The sequence below is a fragment of the Vibrio sp. 2433-A1 genome (assembly GCF_056726085.1).
In genome coordinates, this window is the sequence record NZ_JBRESC010000015.1 from 77,827 (window position 1) to 98,336 (window position 20,510).

Consider the following 20,510-nt stretch of genomic DNA (forward strand, 5'->3'; position numbering starts at 1 on the left):
TCCTTATTCTTACTTGCTGTGGACTAGGGTTGTTTCAGGGCTTGTGTATTCGAAGCCGCTAAGTAACGCTGCTAACTTGCTATTGGTAATGTTTAGGTCAGTCGTTAAACGAGCGACTTCAAGCTGCAGTGCAAGCTCATCATTTGATGCGGTAATCACATCACCAAATTGTGCGGTACTGTTCTGGTAGCCTCGTTCGACGGCTTGGGTTCGTGCCGTCGCTTGAGGAAGCAAACGCTCTTGATAACGCTCGATGCGTTCTTGCAGGTTCACGCGATCATTCATCAACGCATTAACTTGAGCGTTCATTTGCGCGAGCAAAGTATCTTTTTGATATTTTGCAGCGCCCACCTGATGCTGCGCGGCGGAAAGGTTTTTGTCTTGGCGATTCCCCGTGAAGAGAGGAATATCCATGGTCAGGTAAGCACTCACAAGGTCAGATGCAGGTTCACCCATCATGTTGTTGGCTTGGCGGTAGGCGTACATGACCTCAACCCCAAATTGCGGTGTGTATGCTTGCTCTGCCACTTCTACTTGGATTTGATTAACAGAAATGTTGGAGTCAGCCATTTGTGCCATTGGATGTTGGTTAAGCTGGTCATAGTATTGAGCTGTGCCTGCGTGTGATGACAAAATCGTGTTTAGCGCGGGCCAATTTAGGGCGTAGCTTGCTGAAAGAGTACGATTGTTATCTAGCCAATTAGATCCAAGCCATTCAGAGAACTGAGTGACGATACGACTTTGCATCTGATGGTTGAGTTGCAGCTTTTCTTCAAGCTTGTTCACCTGCAATTGAGTATTGATCAGGTCCTGAGCTTCGCTTTTACCAATTGAGTAATTGGTTGTCACGAATTGCTCCATTTCAGTCATTAGACGCTGGTTTTCAACGATGATCGACTTAGCGTATTGCAGGTAACCAAGCTCCAACCAAAGCTGCGTCATTTGACTGGCGACTTCTCGTTCTCTTAGAGAAGCTTGCAATGACAATCCGCTTGCTTGTTGATTCGCCTTGCGTTGTTTCAACTCTAATGTTGAGCCGCGTTCGAACTGCTGCATCAAGCCTACCGATATATTGGTCATTGGATCTTCGTCAAACTTAAAAGAGTCGATAGGCAACCCGCCGAATCCAACCTTGAGTTTTGGATCCATTAATGTCGCGCTTGCGGCGCCCGATTCAGTCATAGCCAGTGACTGAGCCGTGTATTGCGCTCGACTAGCATCTTGGCTTAACGCAGATTCAATCAGTGCATTGAGCTGGTTTGTTGACGCCGCGATGCTCGTAGAAGCTTTCATTTCTTTTGCATAAGAGACGGCAGGTATCGCGGCGATTGATACGGCGATACAAAGGCTTATCGGTTTCGCAAAACCAAAGCCGTTTAATTCATTGTTCACAATCATAATCCATTGAGGGCGTTAGAAAACGCATAGACTTATCCCAGCGGCTTTATTTAATTAAAGTCATGCTTGGGAAGTGATATTGATAATTGGGAATTAAACGGTTGGCGGTCGTAAGATAGATTGAAGACGTGTAACTGTATCACCAATCTTGATCGATTGGTGTGGAGCTAATGATGGTGTAATCGCATTCAAGAGTTGCGCACCATGAATAGGGTAGGAGGCATTAGAGCATACGGTCGTACAGCAAGTGTGCATACCACTATCGGTTTCTCCGCAATGTACCGAGTTGCTCGAATTAGGTTGAGAACTATTTACCATTGAATGAGGAACACTACCTTCATTCATCAACATGCAGTCAGTATGTTGTGAGCGGGTACGTTTTGGTTCTGACACTTCGGTCATTTGCATGAATTGAGAGTGGTGGCTGTGAGGCCCGTCTGTTGCTGTAACATTTTCAAAAGAGACACTATTCACCGCCTTCACTGGTGAACTCGACACATAGCTAGAGATCAGCATCAATATGATACTGAACATCATAATCATTGTGTTTTTGAGTGAATGAGTCATTGCATACCTTTGTTTACAGAGTAGAACTTTAAAGGCTACCCTAAGGGTAAGGTCAACAGTTTTTTCGATTTAGAGTGAATTTTGTCGATATATATCTAATATAGCGTGCAGGATGAAAATACGATGAACCTATTTACTGCGTTAGACACTTATAACCCTCTCTTAAAACAACCACCTATATATACTCGTTACATTAATTATCTAGCAGCATGTCTTATATTTTTGCCATGCTCATTCATGTTGTAAATGTGTTGTTTTTCCCAAATAAGTAAGTTGTATGGTGAATCATAGATTCTCGTGATGTTAACCGCATAACAGTATGATTTTTTATTATCTGACAGATAAATTAGCCAAGAGTTGCTAACTTGATTTTTGATGATTATTTATCCGCGCAATAAGTGGATGATCAAACAAAACGTGAAATCTAAATAGAAAATCAATAACTGAAAGGAACTGATATGTTTAGGATGAACAAGGTGGCGGCCACGTTAGCTTGTATTGTTTTAAGTGGCAACTTGTTTGCAGCTGAACCTTACGATGCAACAAAATCATATGCTGGTGGTACGCAAGTAACCATTGATGGAAATACCTATGAAGCCAAATGGTGGGTTAATGTGGGGCAAAGTCCAACAGACACCTATGCGAATGAGTGGGACTCTCCTTGGAAACAGGTAAGCGGTACAGAGCCAACGCCAGACCCAGACCCAACGCCGGATCCAGATCCAACGCCTGATCCTACTCCAGACCCAATTCCGGACCCAGATCCAACACCAGATCCTACGCCAGGCGTTGGCGTGTGTGCGGAATTCAATGTGTATCCTAACTGGACGCAAGGTGACCACGCCACAGGTGGCGACATTATGGTCAATGAAAATGTTGCCTATAAAGCAAACTGGTGGACATCTGCAATCCCTGGTAGTGACAGCAGTTGGGGACATCATCTAGATTGTGATACCTCTTCTAATGGCGGTGGTGGTACGACAGCCCTTTCATTACCAAATCCTCTTGATCCAGTGCGACTTGAAGTAGCAGGTTGGCCAAGTAACTTTGTGGTTGCAGGGCCAACGACTTTCGATACCCCATCAACCTTAAATGTGAGTGTTGCGAACAGTCAGGATCTTGCTGATGTAGCGAAATTGACTGACGCGTTTGTTGCTTTGATTCAAGCGGCTGACGCGGCGGGTTCAACGTCTATTATTTTAAGCAGTGATGTACTTGATGTAGCAACGGCTGATAAAGGCGCTGCGCTAGGTGCGGTTGCCGTTAAACAAGCTCTAACAGCAGCAGTCGATGCAACGGGTACGCATAGCCAACTTGATGTAAATGCAATCAATGCTCTGACTGATGATGTTCAAGGTTGGGCGCAAGCACACAACCTTGTCGTTTCTACTTTTGCTCCACAAGCGACGTTTGGTTGGACATTAAGCATTGGTGACTTTGCTTACAACACCCATTCAGGCAAGCGCGCAGTTTGGAATGCAGCTTCTGGTGCATCTGCAGACTTGTTGTCAACGTTTGAGCTGTACAAGGCAGATTCACTTAACAAAGCCGATTTTGTAGCGTTTACTAAATCAGCAACGACTGCAGCATTGACCAATGAGCAGTGGCATTACGCGTTAGAGTACGTTAAACAGGTTTCTGACCACATCAAGACACCTGCGTTACTTGATTCTATTCCAACGGCTCAAGCTGCGACTTATTTCCTAGGTAACACGTCAGGTGACCGTAATATTCGTAAAGCGGCACACAGTAATGTCTTCGCTATCTTGTTTGATACAGATAGCGTAGATCTAAATGCGAAAATCGCTCGTTACCAGACAGAAACAGTGCCTTTGTACTACGTGGGTGAAAGTGTGCAAAACGGTCCTTTGACTCGTATCGCATCACTGAACTCTGAGCTAGCAAGTGCGGAAAATGCAATGAACAACCAAGCGTTCCTGTATGAAGTCGCTCAAGCTCAATGGGCTCCATCTACGGTATACAAGTGGGCCGATTTCTTAGCAGGTCTAAACTCGATGCATAACGTGGGTGTAGCTGGAAATACCTTCTGGTTATTAGATGACACGGCAGATGATGCTACGAATTCAGTTTACGCAAAAGTCGCCATTGCAGCTTTCTTAGCGCAGAGTATGCAAGAAACAATTCGCTACAACGCTTGTGATGAGAACAATTGGTCCGAAGTGCGTTTTGGTGCTCCGGTTAATTACCCAATGACAGCAAGCTGTGGTCAATTAGATCAAAAATATGCGGATTATGGTATGGACCCTAATACAGGTATTGATCATCCGTACTCTTGTCCTCGCGATCCAAAAATGGAAGTAACAGCGTTAACCAATGCGAAATGGTATGGAGCTCCAGCTCCGGTGTTTGCCGCACCAGACTCTGTTCTAGTTGAGAAAGGATTACTAGTTAACGGTAACGTTGGTCGTTGGACAAACGACGGCCACTGTATGGAAGTTCCAACAAGCGTAGACAGCTCTAAACAAGCTTGGGAGCGTGATGAGTGTAAAGTTTATGAAGGCCAGAAAGCAGGTAAGTTCATATGGGATGGTAGTGATACGAACGGTACCGTTGAAGGCTGTGGCTGGTGGGGTCGTGGTGTAATCCAAACCACTGGTCGTCAGAACTTTGGTACATTGAACCACTTCATGGGGCGTTCACACGTAGATCCTGAGACTATTGGTACAACGGTTAATGGTACGGTAGTTGAAGCGCCACCAGCGAACCCGCTTTATGCGGACTTAGATTTCTGTTCTAACCCTGGCTTGATTTGTAGCTCGGAAGAGAACAGAGAGATCAAGTGGATTGCTGGTCTATTCTACTGGGTATCATCGGTTCAGACATACAATGATGTAGGCGGTCCATATGCAGATTGGAACTACCATACTGAGTTGAAGAAGTATGTTGATGGTGGCCTACAAGGTACGGCGTTTATTGATGCAGTTTCAGGCATCGTAAACCGTGGTTGTCCTGATAGCCACTGTCCAATTAGTGGTGAAGTACATGCGGTTAAAGAGCGTCAAGATAACTTTAAGTTAGTGCTTCAGACTTTAGGTCTAAACCCTCAGTAAGAAGTGCTTAATAAACATCTAAGGCTAGATGTGATGAAAAAGCTCCCTAAGTTAGGGAGCTTTGTTATTTTCGAATATAAGTGAAGTTTATTGATTGGCTAGCTCGTTTCGTGCGATCTCTGTTCCTTCACTTAGTGCTTGAAGCTTCGCGGATGGTTCCTTCAATTTAAACAACAAAGCCGCTGAAACATTAAGCAAGATACTTTCCGAAGTATCTGTTATCGTTCCGAATTATGCAGTAGTTCTTTTTACCAATTTAGTGGGCACCATCATCTTTACCAAGCTGCTGTTTTTGTTGTTGATTTGATCAACGACAATTTTTACAGATTCACGCGCAAGACGACGGAAGTCTTGGCGGAAAGTAGTCAGTTGGTAGCTCAACCATTCAGTTTGTGGAATGTTGTCGAAGCCGATGACTTTCAGATCTTGAGGGATACGAATACCACACTCAATACGTGCAATGTCCATTACTGCCATTGCAAGGTTGTCGGTAGCGCAGAATACGGCTTCTGGGCGATTCTTGTCTGCTAACATAGCACGCACTTTATCCAGTGAACTTGCGTAGTCGTAGCTCGCCTCTATGATGCGTGGCGTCTTGCCCGTTAAGTCTTCAAACTCTGAGCTGAAGCCGCTTTGACGCTCGTCATTGGTAAAGGTTGGTACTTCACCCGTTAGGTAAACTGCGTTTTTCACGCCACGCTCGTGCAGCAGTTGCGCCGCTTGTTGACCAGCTTCGTAGTTGTCGCTGATAACGTAACTGCTCTTGGTACCTTCGACGACTCGTGCGTACTGAACGATAGGGATATTGAACTCTTCACACTCTTCATACAGTGACTTGTTGAAGGTGGCGGAAGCGGCAATGACACCATCTACGCGGTATTGGAAGATGTTTGGGATTGAGTGGTTGTCTTCATCATCCACTTGCCATGGAATCAACACCGCCGAGTAACCTTGCTTCTGCAATTCACTTGAAATGAGCTGGAGGGTTTTCATATGAATAGGGTAGTCGGCGTCGGGAAAGACCAAGCCGATAAGTTTCGATTCATTGGTTGTTAAGCTGCGTGCAAATGCATTTGGGCGATAATTGAGTGCTTTTGCCGCTTCAAATACCTTGGTCTTTGTCTTTTCAGAGACGCTGCTTCCAGGAACAAATACGCGTGAAACAGTAGATTGAGATACACCAGCCAATTTGGCGACGTCTTTGGATGTGACGGTTTGTTTTTCAGCAGACATGTGTGCAGATTCATACGACGTTAAACTGCGCATAGATTACCATAAATAGGTACGTATTCATCTACATAAATAGTAATCTTTCAGTTAAATAAAGGCTGGAAAAGGTTTTGGTTTTGTCATTTGGGTTAACCCAAAAAGAGCACAGTGGCCAAAAGACGTGTTTCAACCAAAAAGCCTTACCATAAAGTAAGGCTTGATTGGATGGCGTCTGCGATAAACGCATCAAGCAGCGTTCCCAAAACCGCTGGATGCTGTTATCAGAAGTAGTAATGAATACCCGCGGCGAATTGATCGTCGCTGCTTACAAACTCACTGCCTTCAAACAAATTGGGAGCAAATCGCTTAAACTGAAAGGGAGATCTAAGCGATATTGAGGCGGGTTGACGGCCCGCCTTTCGGAACTCTTATAGCGATGGGTTTAGAATGCTTGATGTGCGTTCGAACACGTCTAGACCTTGCTGTTTTAGCCAGTAAGGAAGGTCGATCAGTACCCAGTTCTCTGATAGCTTGTCGCCGTCACGGTAGTAAACGTCAACGACTTGCATGTCTGCACGTACTTCACCACCTGTCATACCTAGGAAACCACCAATTGGCGTGTTAGATAGGTTTGGCCAACCGAAGAAACAAGAGAAGTTACCTTCTGCGAAACGACATACGTGGCCGTTAAACTTCTTGTCTTTTAGGTTGTTACGGAACGGCAATTGGTGCTGCTGCTGGTAGCGAGGAATAGTGTAAGATGCACCGATACCACATGGGCCGTACCAGATCATGTCTTTAGACCAGCTCTTCTCTAGTACTTCTGGTGGGCAACCCATTGCGCCGCTGTCGTTGAGTGCAGATAGATCATCAACCATCTTGTTGACAAGTGCTAGAGTTGCTACACCTTCTTCTGGTGCTGCGTCTTCGAAAAGTAGGCCGTCGTGGTTACGAGGACCAGGGTAGACGAAGTGCTTACCTGTTGACGGCGGAAGTGGGTAACAACCCGCTTGATCCATCGCACCTAGTAAATCTAGGAATAGGCCAGTTTTGGTGATCTTGCCGTTTTCAACACAGTTAAACTCTGCGTAACGGATGTTCATGATTTTGCCTGTTGGGCGCATACCTAGGTATTCAGCGTCAAATAGACCCATGAAGTGGCCCATGCTCATTACCCAAATCTCGCCAGAAGTCACTTCGTTTTCGCCACCGATGAAGATGTCTTGACGACGCTGCATACGTGTCATTGATTTCATTAGAGGAGACCAGAACACGTCAGCAGCTGCTTGAGCGCCTTCTTGTTCACGGAATGGATAAACACCACGCCATAGGTAATCTTCAGATGTATGCAATTTAAGAACTTCTGCTACGCTCTCGTGAGTCGCGTTTTCCATAGCGTCGAAATAGTTGCGAACAATACGCTTAGCTTCTTGATATTTAGACATAATAAACTCTCTTTAAGTTGCCGAGTCAGCAAGTTTGGAACAGGACTCGAAGTTGTTTTGTATCGCCGACTGACGGTTCAGTCGGCTAAACTGGATTAATTAAGCAGTCGCTGATTGCGCTTTCTTGTTCTTGTCGAACACGCCGCCTTTCAGTGTTTCTGGTAGAGATAGCCATAGTAGGCCAGCCACGATCCAGACAATCGGTGAACCCCACATTGCGGTTTGCAGGTCGGTACGCTCTTGAATGAAAATAAGTACCATTGGAGCGAACATGCCGATAATACGACCACCGTGGAATAGCGCGGCACCGAAGCTACGTAGGTGTGGAGGGAATAGCTCTGAGAAGTAACCGCCCCATACCGCAGAAGCTGATAGGCCAAAGTTGTAGATAAGGCCAAGTAGAGCCAGCATGTTTAGGCTGCCGATCATCACGTCACTTGGTGCAACAAAGAAGATTGAAACCATGATACCCGCAAGGATAAAGCCGAATGCGTTGACTTTACGGCCGAATTTATCTGCGATTGCACCCCAGACCCAAGCACCGAATAGCGAGCCGAATGCAGAGATAGAAAAGATCAGACCGATAGTGGCACCATCAAATTGGCGGACTTCTTTTAAGTAAGTAGTAACAAATCCTGAGAAGAACTGATAACCGTAAAAGTTAAGGCCAGCAAGTAGCAAACAAGTAATGGTGATCATGCGGTACGGCTTGCTTAGCATTTCGCCCCAAGAACCGGTTTTAACTTCTTCAGTTGACGACTCATTGGCTTGTTGCTGCTCTTCTTCACCGTAAGCGATCACTTTTTTGTCACTTGGAAGAATGAAGATCATAATTGCTGCAGCAGCAAGAGGCGGCACACCACCCACCCACATTAGGCTCTGCCATGGTGCATCAATACTTGAAATAAAGGCTGCGTAAGCACCCATAGCCATTAGCGCTAACGAGAACATTGATGAGGCGAAAGCGGTTAGCTTGCCGCGAACGGTTGGCTTAAATAGACCGATCATCAGACTGACCGCGACAGTGAAGTAACCACCTAATGAGATACCTACGATGAATCGCATCGCAGCCCATGTTGCATAGTCAGAGAACATCATGTTGATGATGGTTGCACCGCCATTTAAGGCAGTAATGGCGATGAGTGTATTCTTTTTACCGAATTTGGTAGCAAACCAAGCACAAGAAAGAGCACCGATAAGGGCACCTAGTGATTGCCAGGTGTAAAATTGGGCAGTGTCCGACAAGCTAATACCATCATACGCTTCAACAATGTATGGGCGTACGTAGTCAATAATTACAAAGTTATAACAATAGAAAAAGTATCCGACCAGTATCGCTAGATACGCAGCTACTCTTTGAATCATAGGAACTTCGCTCATGTGTCTTTTCGCAGTCATGACCGATAAACCTCTATTTATATTGGATTTTAAGTGTATAAAGACTAAATGTTTTGGATCTTGATTTGATCTAATCTCGTGTCTTTTCGCTGGTAATGATAATTTTATTCCTCGCTAATGATCCGTGATCAAAATCAACTTTAAAATGAATGCGTACCCATTTTGGTGTTTTTGGTGATCTGGATCTCGCTATAGTGGCATTTTGGCGTTTTTGGCGATGAAATCATCTATATTAGTGACAATTATCACAGCTACTACGATATTTTGGATACGGAAAGCCAGTTTTTAGTAGCATCAAGCCCAGATTATGGCTTCCATAAAATATCGGAAATTTAAAAATGGTTACGTACTCAAGTTTGCTTGTCATCGCTAGCTATATAGCAATTACCATACTCATTAGTTATTTAGTGAATAAGCGCTACAGTGTTGGCGGGGATTTCTCCACTGGTGGGAAACAGTTTGGTTGGTTTACCGCTGGTGTTTCGATATTGGCTACTTACATTAGTGCGATGACGTTTGTTGGTATGCCTGGCTGGGTATATAGCTCAGGTATGGAAGCCATGAGTGTTCATCTCAATTATCCAATCGTTATTTTTTTCACGGTCGTTTTTTTCGTCCCTGTCTTCTACAAGCTAGGCTTAACCTCAATTTACGAGTATTTAGAGCATCGATTTGGCGTATATGCTAGAACGATTAACTCGATCGTGTTTATTGTAGTTCAATGTATTTCTGCGGGTATCATCCTCTATGCTGTGGCACTAATTTTGGTTCATGTGCTGCCGATAAGCATCTCTGAAGCCATTATATACATCAGCATTTTCACTGCTTGCTATACCTATGCAGGAGGTATTTCGACAGTTATTTGGACAGATATGCTGCAGTCGGCGGTATTGGTAGCCGGCAGTATCGCTATTTTTGTCAGTTTGCTAACTGACATTAACACCGCCGAGCATTTGTCGCGTGAGCATCTCAATATCATCAATCTAGATTTTGATTTAGGTGTGGATACCACTCTTTGGGCTGGTGTTGTTGCCGTGAGCTTTTTGCACTTAAGTGTCTACGGTACTAACCAGCTGATTATCCAAAGAACGCTTGCAACTAAGTGCGAAAAGACCGCTCAAAAGTCGATGCTGCTATGTGGCTACGGGGCGTTTTTCATTTATCTGTTCTTTGCGGTGTTAGGGGTGCTATTAAGTATTTTTTACCAAGATCAGCCATTTGATAATAGTAATGAAGTGATTTTGGACTTTGTGTTCAACCATACTAATCCGTTGATTATTGGCTTGATCATCTCTGCACTAGCTGCCGCTGCAATGTCGACCCTCGACTCTACTTACAACTCAATGGCTACGGTGGCGACATTTGATCTCTACCAACGCTTTATTCGCAAAAATGCTAGCGACAAACATTATGAAAATGTCTCAAGGAAAATGAGTCTACTCGCGGCGGCTATGGTGGTAATTCCAGCGCTGTTCGCTGTATCAAATGAATCTGTACTTAAGACTATTGCTAGCCTGACCTCGATATTCGTCGGGATTAGATTAGGTTCGTTTGTTCTTGGCTTGTTTTGGTCAAAGGCGAACGAGGCAGGTGTGATAGTAGGAAGCATCACGAGTGTCGTCGCTGTTTTCATCGCGAGATATATGGATGTATCTTGGCCTTGGTTTGCGCCGATAGGAACCTTCGTATTCTTAGTCTTTGGAATACTCGTCAGTTATCGATGGGGTTTCATTACTGAGGAACAGCAAACCTTTATTAGTAAGCAAAAACATCTATTCGCTAAGCCAACGGCTAGCCATTATGGGTTGTTGGTGTTCGCTGCTGCGACCATTGCGGCTTGTACGGTTTTACCTGATTGGCTTTATGCTGCACTGTCGTAACGGGTAAATTTATGCTGTCTATCTTTGATATCTATAAGATTGGTGTCGGACCTTCGAGTTCCCATACCAATGGTCCTATGATTGCGGGTTTACATTTCACTCGCTTGATTAAATCTAATCTGGAAAAAGTTGTACGTATTCAGGTGGATCTCTTCGGTTCTCTGTCACTGACTGGCATTGGTCACCATACTGACCGTGCGACGATCCTAGGGTTGTTAGGCAATAAGCCAGACACAATTAAAATCGCTTCAGCGAACCGAGCGATGCGCAAAGCCATTGATGAAGGTTTGTTATTTGTTGATGGTCGCCATGAGATCAAGTTTAACTACCAGACAGACATGCTTTTTCATAGCGATAACTTGCCACTGCATGAGAACGGTATAACGATCACCGCATTTGATGCTCAAGGTAAGCAGCTTGGGTTCGAAACATACTACTCGATTGGTGGAGGATTTATTGCGACTGCTGATGAGCTGCAAAATGGCAGTGCTACCACTTCGGTTGAAGTAAAGTATCCGTTTGCAAGTGCTGATGAAATGTTGGCTCAGGCGGAGAAACATGGCATGAGCCTTGGCGGTATGATTCTTAGTAATGAGCAAGCATTCCAAGATATGCAGGACATCGATCAGCAAGCCGACCAAATTTGGAGAGTGATGACCCGTTGTATGGAGCGTGGTTTCGAAACTGAAGGGATTTTGGAAGGTGGCTTGAACGTGACTCGTCGCGCCCCAAACCTACTGAAAAAGCTAGAAGCCAATACAGCGGTAGAGAACGATCCGATGGAAATCATGGATTGGATTAACCTGTTTGCCTTTGCGGTAAGTGAGGAGAATGCTGCGGGTGGTCAGGTCGTTACCTCGCCAACTAATGGTGCAGCAGGTGTCATTCCGGCAGTATTGATGTACTACCACCGCTTTATTAAGCCACTTGATACCAAGCAATTGAAAAATTTCCTCGCCGTGTCAGGCGCTATTGGGATCCTATACAAAACTAATGCATCGATTTCAGGAGCCGAAGTTGGGTGTCAGGGTGAAGTCGGGGTTTCATCATCAATGGCAGCCGCAGGCCTGACAGCACTTCGTGGTGGTAGTAATGAACAGATTTGTATTGCTGCTGAGATTGCAATGGAGCACTCATTAGGTATGACATGTGACCCAATCGGTGGCTTGGTACAAGTGCCTTGTATCGAGCGTAACGCAATGGGAGCGATGAAAGCAATCAACGCCTCTCGTATGGCACTCAAACGCAATAGTAAATGTCTAATATCTTTAGATAAAGTCATTGAAACAATGTACCAAACCGGCAAGGACATGAACAAGAAGTATCGGGAAACATCATTAGGGGGGTTAGCTCTAATTCATCTGTCTCCCCCTTGTGATTAAGGTGTAATGCTTTTCTGACATCGTAAAATTATAGTGGGGTGAGCTGTACCTCCATATCTTCCTTAACCAGCTCCGCCAACTCATCGCATGCGCAGTATAAGCATCTAACCCTTAGAGTAGTTCTTTCTCAGTAAAAATCTTCTTATCCATTCTGTAGCCTCATTAATAAGTGATTTAATCGGGAGTGTAACACTGATGTGGGGTTTACTTGGACACGACGAGAGGCTCTTAAGACACTTTCAGATATGTTCAGTAAAGGGGCAATAAGTTGTGGTGAAAATGAGCCTAAGAGAATTGAGAGCGTTTTTGAGGGCTCAAAAACGGTGAAACCCCGATGTTGGTAGTAAGAACAATTGTAGGGTATTGATTTTAAATGTTTTCATTACTTTATAGAGCATTTCGTATCTTAAAGTGGCGTCTTAAATGCGAAAATGCTCTAATTGGTAAAGGCTTGTAAATCAATCGTTTGTAATTTTGCTATTACTGTATAAGTCCACCCTATAGCGACTGGCATCGACCACTTTACGCACCTCTTCTTCATTTGCTTTTGTTGCCAATTGCCGCACAAAACAAATCTTACCGAAAATTTCATGCATAGTTTTTCTTAAGCAGTTTTCATTATTTGAAATGTGAGGAGAAGAACATGGCAATCCGATACTTAAGACCGAGTCAGTACATTGAGGAGTTTTATCCAGGATCTGGTATGTGCAGCGCCACGATCATTAATTGGATAAAAATTGGGAAGTTGGGCGGTACTCGAACCCCAACGGGCCGATACCTAGTCTGTATAGATGAGGATATAGGCAACCCAGCCGATCGAATTTCAGAATTAGTCAGATTTCTGGAGTCGTGATGGTAGGTCGAGCAAGAAGTAAAGAAACGGCTCACTACCCAGCATTTCTTGTGCGAATGAGCCACAGGGGAGAGCTTCGTTTTCGCTTTACAACAGTTGAAGGTGTTAAACGACTTTTCCCTAATGGCACCACTGAGCAAGAGGCGATTCAAGCGGCGTATGTTTATAACATGCAGAACAGGCCGGAGTTGACGCAAGACTTCGATCTTAATGAGCCAACCCAATTTCAAAGAGCTATCTCCAAAGGGCGTAGAGATAAGTTTAATAAGCCATTAAAAGATTGGCTTCCTATCGTGTTGGCCCGTGTAAAAGCCGAAGAGATGCTTTCAAAAGATGTATTTAGAAACTTAGAACGTGACTGCGAAAGGTTGGAAGAGCACATGGGTAAGTGCTTAACAAAATCACTGAAGTTACAGCATATCAATGAGCACATTGGCAAATACTATGCTGAGCTCAATAATCGACAGCTAAATGGAAAAATTAGCAATCTGAAAAAGATATTTTCCTATTTGGCTGATGAGAGTGCGATAGAGAGTAACTTTGTTCTTAACAAGAAACAGCGACGTTTATCCAAAGAGGATTACACCAAAGCGCGTCACAACTTAGATTACGAAAGTTATCTCCAGATCTATGAAGCAGCACCACTGTTCTTGAAAGTCGCAATGTCTTTAACCTTAGAGACGACTCATGCTGTGCGGGAAATCTACCGTTTGCGCTATCGAATCAAGAAGCCAAGAGAAGGCGTATGCGGCATTTTGTGGAATCTAGAGGGCAGGGTGGAATACATTGACGGCCAACCCATCTATGGCACGCTTTATATCCATCGCCAGAAAGTCCAAAAGTCTGAGACATCTGCGGTAGCAATTCCTGTCACTCAGGCGATAAAAGACATTGTTGATCTGTCCAAAACCTCAAGGTTGCACTGTCCGTATGTGGTGCATAGAAAACCTCGCCAGTTGCAGCGAGGTATCTCTAAGGAAACGGATCATCTTTATCAGGTTCACCACCACAATATAAGCAAAGAGTTCAGCAAGGTAAGAGACTCTTTGGGCCTATACGATCACCTCAAGAAATCTCTTCGACCTACCTACCACGAGATCCGAGGTTTATCGGCCAGAATGATTGAAGAGCAGGGCATAAGCGCAACTGAACGGATGGCTCATGCTAATGCTGATACAACGAGGATATACACGAGAGAAAATGATATTCGCTGGAATCAGGTTCCAGCGATTGAGGTTCAGCCAAAAGTGAGTTAGTGCAATAGCGCTCTTCATCTAAGTAGATCAGAAAGATTATATTGAAGAGTTGACTAGGAAAAATGGCGGTGTAATTTTGCTAATTGTTGTCGCACTTCAAACTTGATACTAAGTGTTGTCTTTCTGAGTGTGAAAGATTGCTTTTAACTCTCTGATGGACAATGCCTCTTTCCCGCGGTGAAGCATCGAATGGCAATTAGAGCATACAGGTATAAGGTCGTTTATTGGATCAACCACATAGCTAGATTTAATTTCATGTAAAGGTTTTATGTGGTGGACCTCTATAAAACCTTCGCCATAAGATCCATAGTGTTTGGCAAAGTCAAAATTACATATGTTACACACACATTTATAGTGTCGAATACACTCAGCACGAGCCTTTGGGTCACGCTCATATTGATTTACTAGGACTTGTTTGACCGCACCTTCAACGTAAGTGCTTTTTTCCTTAACTTCATGAGGTGAAGAAATTTCCGCTTCAGGATCTTGGTTAAAATAGAGCTTATCTATCTGATTCTGTGCACTAACATCGGTCTTCTTGCCTAACCCAGATTTAGTGATTTCACGAACAATGAGATAGTAGCCAGTTTTAGAGCTTCCACCATTGGGGTTAAGACTCACCATCTCTACTGGAAGCCCGTTATATGTTGTAAAACGATGCCCAACAGAGAAATCTCTTTTGAAGGTACTCCCTTCAAAATCTCGGGTAACTCGTAAAGTATTAGAATTTAGTTCTTCGAAGCTATACAAAGGTCTTTCACCACCGCTGCTCTTCTTACGCTGCCACTGAATCATAGAACCACCGATGTAGGATTTCCCATTATTTAAAATATGATTGATAGGCAATGACGCCAATAAACACCTAACTATTGTTAGCTCTCGCTTCGTAGGTTTAATCTTTACATTTAGAAAGTTATACGCCACAGCGCGCGCTAACAATCAATGTGCATATCATATCACATAATGAAAAATTAGAATGATGCTCTGTATAAGGTTTTGTTATCAGATTCAGTACGGAGTTTGTTCATTAGTCCTGTCACTCCAAGCATGGAGTGACAGGACGGACAACGCCCACCATTACTACCTTCCGAGCCGATTCTCAGAATTATCAGCGCGTGACGCCGAATCAAAACTGACTCTGAGAGCGTCATCAAATTTGATTGCATTGCAGTCATCGCTCACAATGAAATGGAATTAAATACGCAGCCATCGCTGCACAGATTACTCGTAGAAGAAACCACTTAATTTACCAGCGCATTCTTATCTCACCAGCCTGACGGGCTTCTGGGAATTAAAGCAATTGCTCGTGGCTTACAGTCAGTCAATTGTACGGAATTTTTGCCGCGCAGTAGTCTCGCTCCAATACCTAATTACTTCACTGAAGTGATAGGCGTTCTGTCGAAATGAACGGGAGTAATAACACTAATCTGAAATCGCATTGATACCTAACTACTGCACCCGTGAAATAAGAACCTTCGAATGACAAGAGAAAGAGCCGACAACACACGGCTCTTTATTTTTCATTGAACAAGAAGAGGGTTAGCACATGGCTACTAATTTCTATTTCCAAATTACCCGATTACTACACCGAAACCCAGACGGCTCGAAAGCCACTCAAGCAGAGAGAAAGAAAGTGCTCAAGCTGGTGGACAGTCAACTGAAAGAGCTCAATGTACGAAACTTAGAGCTAAAGAACTTTGGCCGTCGACATACCGAAAAGTTATTAACTCATTGGCAATCGCAAGGCTTATCGGCTGGTACAATAAAAAACCGAATGTCTCACCTAAGATGGCTATCAGAAAAAATTGGTAAGCCTGGCTTAATACCCGCTAACAACGCATCTCTCGGCATAGAAAAGCGTCACTACGTAACAAACATCAATCGGTCCCGCCATATATCAGATGAGCAATTATCTAGGCTCAATAATCGCTACTTAGAAGCAAGTTTCAGATTACAAGCCGCCTTTGGTCTTCGCCGAGAAGAGTGCATGAAGATAATACTGCGCTTTTCAGATAAAGGTGATTACTTAGCTTTGACGAAAACGAAGGGCGGTAGACCCCGAACCGTACCAATCAGAACCCAAGCACAGCGTGAGCTCATCGACTCGATTAAAAAGTGGGTGGGGGATGGCTCACTTATACCGAAAGAGGATACGTATAAAACTCACAAAGGTAGATACGAACGAGCATGTATCAAGATGGGTTTAGAGAGTGCACATGGCCTGAGACATGCGTATGCGCACCAGCGATACCTTCAGTTGACGGGTAATAGTGCTCCTGCTGCGGGAGGCCCGTCAACGAAAGGGTTGAGTGGAGCAGACAAACAGCGTGACTATGAAGCCAGAATGATCATTAGCGAAGAGTTAGGGCATAGTCGAGAGGAAGTGACAGCGGTTTATCTAGGCCGTTGAATTAGAGCTTAGATCCCAATAACCGATCTAAAAAGTGTTTTATGTTAGAACACTTTTTGTCGTTTTTCGGAGGAGCAAAATGTTCAAAGTCAGAGCATTTTTAGCTGTGTGTCCGAGTTTTCCTAACTTGTTCTTGCCCCTTTCGGTGTTAACGTAATTACTCAGTGACGGATCGTGCCACTGAAATCGCAGTACTTTTGTTCATGGCTGAGTGTAAATTGGTGGTGCTCAGTAAGCCCCCAAATATGTCACCGACCAGTAAATTCAGGTCAGCCTAAGATTCTCATACCTATTCTTTCCTGTACCCGTATGTGGTCAACTAAAATTGGCCACTACAAACAGCTAGATACTTTCACCCATCCAAGATGTCTTATCTGATCCGTTAATTGTCCGTTTCTAACGTTATAAAATCAGTTTGAATAATGAATAATATGAAAAACGGAGGCTTTCAATAGAAAACGGAGGTTGGCTAGTGAGAAAATATACCTATATGGAACCATCAACAGATTTTAATAAAAATATAATCGTTGAGGTCAATATAAGAACAAAGCAAGCAAATAATGCAGAGATTCTAACCTATATATCAAAAATCTATTCCGAAACCTATAACGCAGATGTGTCGCCTTCACCTGATCTTCTTGTTTATACAATAAAGGGGGAAAACGTTGAAATCATGGCCTGTGCTGGCATGTCTATGGGGAAAGATGATAAGGCTCTTTTTTCTGAAAGGTATCTTAAGGGTGAATCACTACACGACGTACTGAACGATAGGTACGATAATATTAGACGATCTGAAATAGTTGAAATTGGCGCTCTTGCTTCTGATTGTCCTAAATATGCTTCACTAATAATTAAAATCTTACCTCTTCTTTCTTGGTCGCTTGGGTTTAGAGTGATCCTGTGCACGGCAACCAAACAACTGCGAACTTTATTTAAATACTACAAAATACCATTTGAATATATTTGTGATGCAACACCTGATGTTCTCAGTGAGTCCGAACGTGATAATTGGGGAACATATTATGATAATTCACCTCAATTAGTATTCATTTCTTTAGATAATTGTGGCCATTTATTTAATCGCTATTGCGGAAAGCTTATTCCTGATGAAATAGGACAACTGCATAACCTCGACATCAAACATGAGGAACATGCACAATGAATATAATTCGAAAAATCATTAACATAGCAAATAGCGGCCCTAAAAACCCAGCCATAGTTGAATTAAATGAAAGTGGTAAAGAAGAGTCAACCTACTCTTACAGCGATTTACTTACCTGCTCAATGAATATCATAGAAAATGCATTGAAGGATATTCAAGATGGTATGCATGTCGGCGTTGTTATGGGAAACACACCTTCATGGGTCATTACTGACATCGCATTGATGTATCAAAATGTCATAGAAGTTCCTGTTCCCCTGTCCTTCTCAACTGAACAAGCGTCGAATTTACTTAGTAAATGTAGCCTATTACTAGTTGACCCAATTGGGTTAGAGACTCTTAAAACTTGGGAAAAAGCTGACTACCAATTTCCAAGTGAACGCTATGTTGTAATACCAAATCAATTGCTGACTCCAAGATATAAATACTTTGATTATCCGGAAATCGATGACGATAAGATTATTAAAGTTATCCATACATCAGGCACAACTTCGAATCCCAAAGGTGTTTGCATCCGTAGTCACGGTCTTAATGATTTAATCGAATCACTTGCAGAGCGAACTTACCCTGACGATTATTTGCGATATTTAAACTTAGTACCGTTAAGTTTACTTATTGAGCAGGTTACAGCTATCTACATGCCTCTGACTACTGGTGGCGCCATAATTCAACCTCCAACGTCAATGCCACCTTTAGGCGATCCATCCGTCACAGCAAAACAAAGATTGGATTTAATTGCGAAATCAAAACCGACGGCTCTTACTCTTTCACCTGCACTAGTGGAAGCCATCGCAGACAAAGCAGAAACCATTACTTGTGCGCAAAACCGTATCTATTCACTTTTTGGTCGTGATAAACAACCATTAATTGCAGCTGGCGGCGCACCAGTGTCAGTAGAAGTACTAAAGCGACTTCAAACTCTTGGTATTAATGTGTATCAAGGTTATGGCCTTAGTGAAAATTCGTCGGTCGTAAGCTGGAACTATCGTGATGGAAATAAAATCGGAACTGTCGGAAAACCTCTTTCTCATGTTCAGACTAAAGTGGCAGATGATGGCGAACTCTGTATTAAAAGTAGTTCCTTATTTGCTGGTTACTCTAATACCAGTGACCCAAGTTGTTGCAACTTAGATTCAGAGGGATGGCTTCATACCGGCGATATAGCAACTACAGATAATCAAGGTTACATCAGTATCATTGGTAGAAAGAAATCGATGATTATCATGTCTAATGGCCGCAATGTATCACCTGAATGGCTCGAATCAGGCTATCGAACTCTACCCTTTGTCACTGACGTTATTGTTTTCGGTGATAACAAGGAATTTCTTCAAGGACTCTTTATTTACGAAGGTGAACCAGATCTTGGCTACCTGGAATGGATAATCTATCAATTTGCTAATAAAAACCTTAACCAAATTGAGCACATAAGAACGCCTATTCTAATCAAACGCACTAAAGAGGTAATGGCCGAATTATTTACAGTTACGGGCCGTCCTCGTAGAGAACATGTCATCAAATTTATAGAGAATGCAGGGTTTACAGCATGAATATTACAAGTACAAATCACACAATTGAATCCGGATTAGTTTTACAAGCACATCTAGATACAGCTCTTTCAGACGTTGACCCTGGATACATCTTAGAAATGCTCGCAGATAAAGGCTATGTACTTTTTAGAGGATTTTCACACAATATCGAAAAATTTACTGACTTGGTTAAATCATTAAGTTCATCTTTAAGTTTGGATCCCGCTAGGAGTTTTGATGGTGAAGCCGCTCAAAAGGTAGATGCAGGCACTGACAAGGTTGGACTGCATTGTGAAAACGGTAATAGCCCTTTCTGGCCAGATTTATGTTGGTTCTACTGTAGTGTTGCTCCACGACAGGGATCTCAAACAACAGTATGTGATGGACAAGCCGTTTATAACAGAATGGATGATGAACTAAAGGGAGCTTTCCAGCGTGAAATCAAATACTCACGTATTGTCAGTGAATCCAAATGGAAGCGTTATGCCCTACATGCCAGTATTGCAAGAGGTCAACACATTGACTCTATTGACGATATAAAAGTTGACGATTTAAAGCAGCTCGTTAATGACAGTGATTCTTCTGAAATTACTTTGCGAGAAGATGGGTCAATCGAATACATCTTTAAAACCAAACCGGTAAGAAGTAGCAATATAAACCCAGCATTAACCAATAATTTTGCGAACAGTATTTTTGGTCCATCAAATCATTATGCACCGCCTGTAATCACCTACGTTAATGGTGAATCTATCCCAAGTCATCAGCTAGAACGCATGGAAAGCCTCTGTGAAGAACTAACTGTCAACATTGACTGGGAGCAAGGTGACATTCTGCTTATAGACAACACACGTGTTATGCATGGACGTAGAGAAATAGAAGATACTGAACGCCTTATCTTCAATGCTCTTTCATACATCTAATTAAATATAAAAGTCAGACCTAACAACTGGAAT

The 20,510-nt window shown here is 43.2% G+C and carries 14 protein-coding genes; 8 read left to right on the forward strand and 6 right to left on the reverse strand.

Going from position 1 to position 20,510, the window contains the following annotated elements:
- Positions 1-9 precede the first annotated feature (9 nt).
- Positions 10-1,329: a TolC family protein gene (locus ACU01J_RS15625; RefSeq protein WP_481086570.1), complete on the reverse strand. Its 1,320-nt coding sequence runs from the start codon at positions 1,327-1,329 to the stop codon at positions 10-12.
- Positions 1,330-1,491: 162 nt separating this feature from the next.
- Complete coding sequence (locus tag ACU01J_RS15630) at positions 1,492-1,965, reverse strand: hypothetical protein (RefSeq protein WP_481086550.1); 474 nt, start codon at positions 1,963-1,965, stop codon at positions 1,492-1,494.
- A gap of 458 nt (positions 1,966-2,423) precedes the next feature.
- On the opposite strand from ACU01J_RS15630, the gene ACU01J_RS15635 reads away from it, so the two are divergent.
- Positions 2,424-5,036: a cellulose-binding domain-containing protein gene (locus tag ACU01J_RS15635; protein WP_481086551.1), complete on the forward strand. Its 2,613-nt coding sequence runs from the start codon at positions 2,424-2,426 to the stop codon at positions 5,034-5,036.
- Positions 5,037-5,267: 231 nt separating this feature from the next.
- Here ACU01J_RS15635 and ACU01J_RS15640 read toward each other — a convergent pair whose 3' ends face one another.
- The 3 genes from ACU01J_RS15640 to ACU01J_RS15650 all read right to left on the reverse strand — a co-directional run bounded on the left by ACU01J_RS15640 (position 5,268) and on the right by ACU01J_RS15650 (position 9,088).
- Entirely contained in the window at positions 5,268-6,269 is a 1,002-nt protein-coding gene (locus tag ACU01J_RS15640) for a LacI family DNA-binding transcriptional regulator (protein WP_481086552.1), read from the reverse strand.
- A 404-nt stretch (positions 6,270-6,673) separates the two neighbouring features.
- Complete coding sequence (locus tag ACU01J_RS15645) at positions 6,674-7,690, reverse strand: nuclear transport factor 2 family protein (RefSeq protein WP_481086553.1); 1,017 nt, start codon at positions 7,688-7,690, stop codon at positions 6,674-6,676.
- 99 nt (positions 7,691-7,789) lie between these two features.
- Entirely contained in the window at positions 7,790-9,088 is a 1,299-nt protein-coding gene (locus ACU01J_RS15650; RefSeq protein ID WP_481086554.1) for an MFS transporter, read from the reverse strand.
- Between the two features lie 338 nt (positions 9,089-9,426).
- On the opposite strand from ACU01J_RS15650, the gene ACU01J_RS15655 reads away from it, so the two are divergent.
- The 3 genes from ACU01J_RS15655 (at position 9,427) to ACU01J_RS15665 (ending at position 14,459) form a co-directional block, all read left to right on the forward strand.
- Positions 9,427-10,968: a sodium:solute symporter family protein gene (locus ACU01J_RS15655; RefSeq protein WP_481086555.1), complete on the forward strand. Its 1,542-nt coding sequence runs from the start codon at positions 9,427-9,429 to the stop codon at positions 10,966-10,968.
- A gap of 11 nt (positions 10,969-10,979) precedes the next feature.
- On the forward strand, positions 10,980-12,350 hold the full coding sequence (locus ACU01J_RS15660) for an L-serine ammonia-lyase (RefSeq protein ID WP_481086556.1): 1,371 nt from the start codon (positions 10,980-10,982) through the stop codon (positions 12,348-12,350).
- An 852-nt stretch (positions 12,351-13,202) separates the two neighbouring features.
- Positions 13,203-14,459 (forward strand): site-specific integrase, encoded by a 1,257-nt coding sequence (locus tag ACU01J_RS15665; RefSeq protein WP_481086557.1) that lies wholly within the window; start codon positions 13,203-13,205, stop codon positions 14,457-14,459.
- A gap of 108 nt (positions 14,460-14,567) precedes the next feature.
- Here the strand turns inward: ACU01J_RS15665 and ACU01J_RS15670 are convergent, their stop codons facing one another.
- Positions 14,568-15,254: an HNH endonuclease gene (locus ACU01J_RS15670; RefSeq protein WP_481086558.1), complete on the reverse strand. Its 687-nt coding sequence runs from the start codon at positions 15,252-15,254 to the stop codon at positions 14,568-14,570.
- A gap of 751 nt (positions 15,255-16,005) precedes the next feature.
- On the opposite strand from ACU01J_RS15670, the gene ACU01J_RS15675 reads away from it, so the two are divergent.
- The 4 genes from ACU01J_RS15675 to ACU01J_RS15690 all read left to right on the forward strand — a co-directional run bounded on the left by ACU01J_RS15675 (position 16,006) and on the right by ACU01J_RS15690 (position 20,477).
- Positions 16,006-16,869, forward strand: a complete 864-nt coding sequence (locus ACU01J_RS15675) for a phage integrase N-terminal domain-containing protein (RefSeq protein WP_481086559.1) — start codon at positions 16,006-16,008, stop codon at positions 16,867-16,869.
- A 472-nt stretch (positions 16,870-17,341) separates the two neighbouring features.
- Complete coding sequence (locus ACU01J_RS15680) at positions 17,342-18,031, forward strand: thermostable hemolysin (RefSeq protein ID WP_481086560.1); 690 nt, start codon at positions 17,342-17,344, stop codon at positions 18,029-18,031.
- Positions 18,028-19,578, forward strand: coding sequence for an AMP-binding protein (locus tag ACU01J_RS15685; RefSeq protein WP_481086561.1), 1,551 nt, complete (start codon positions 18,028-18,030; stop codon positions 19,576-19,578). The genes ACU01J_RS15680 and ACU01J_RS15685 overlap by 4 nt, the downstream gene beginning before the upstream one ends.
- Entirely contained in the window at positions 19,575-20,477 is a 903-nt protein-coding gene (locus ACU01J_RS15690; RefSeq protein ID WP_481086562.1) for a TauD/TfdA family dioxygenase, read from the forward strand. Before ACU01J_RS15685 ends, ACU01J_RS15690 begins: the two co-directional genes overlap by 4 nt.
- Positions 20,478-20,510: the final 33 nt, after the last annotated feature.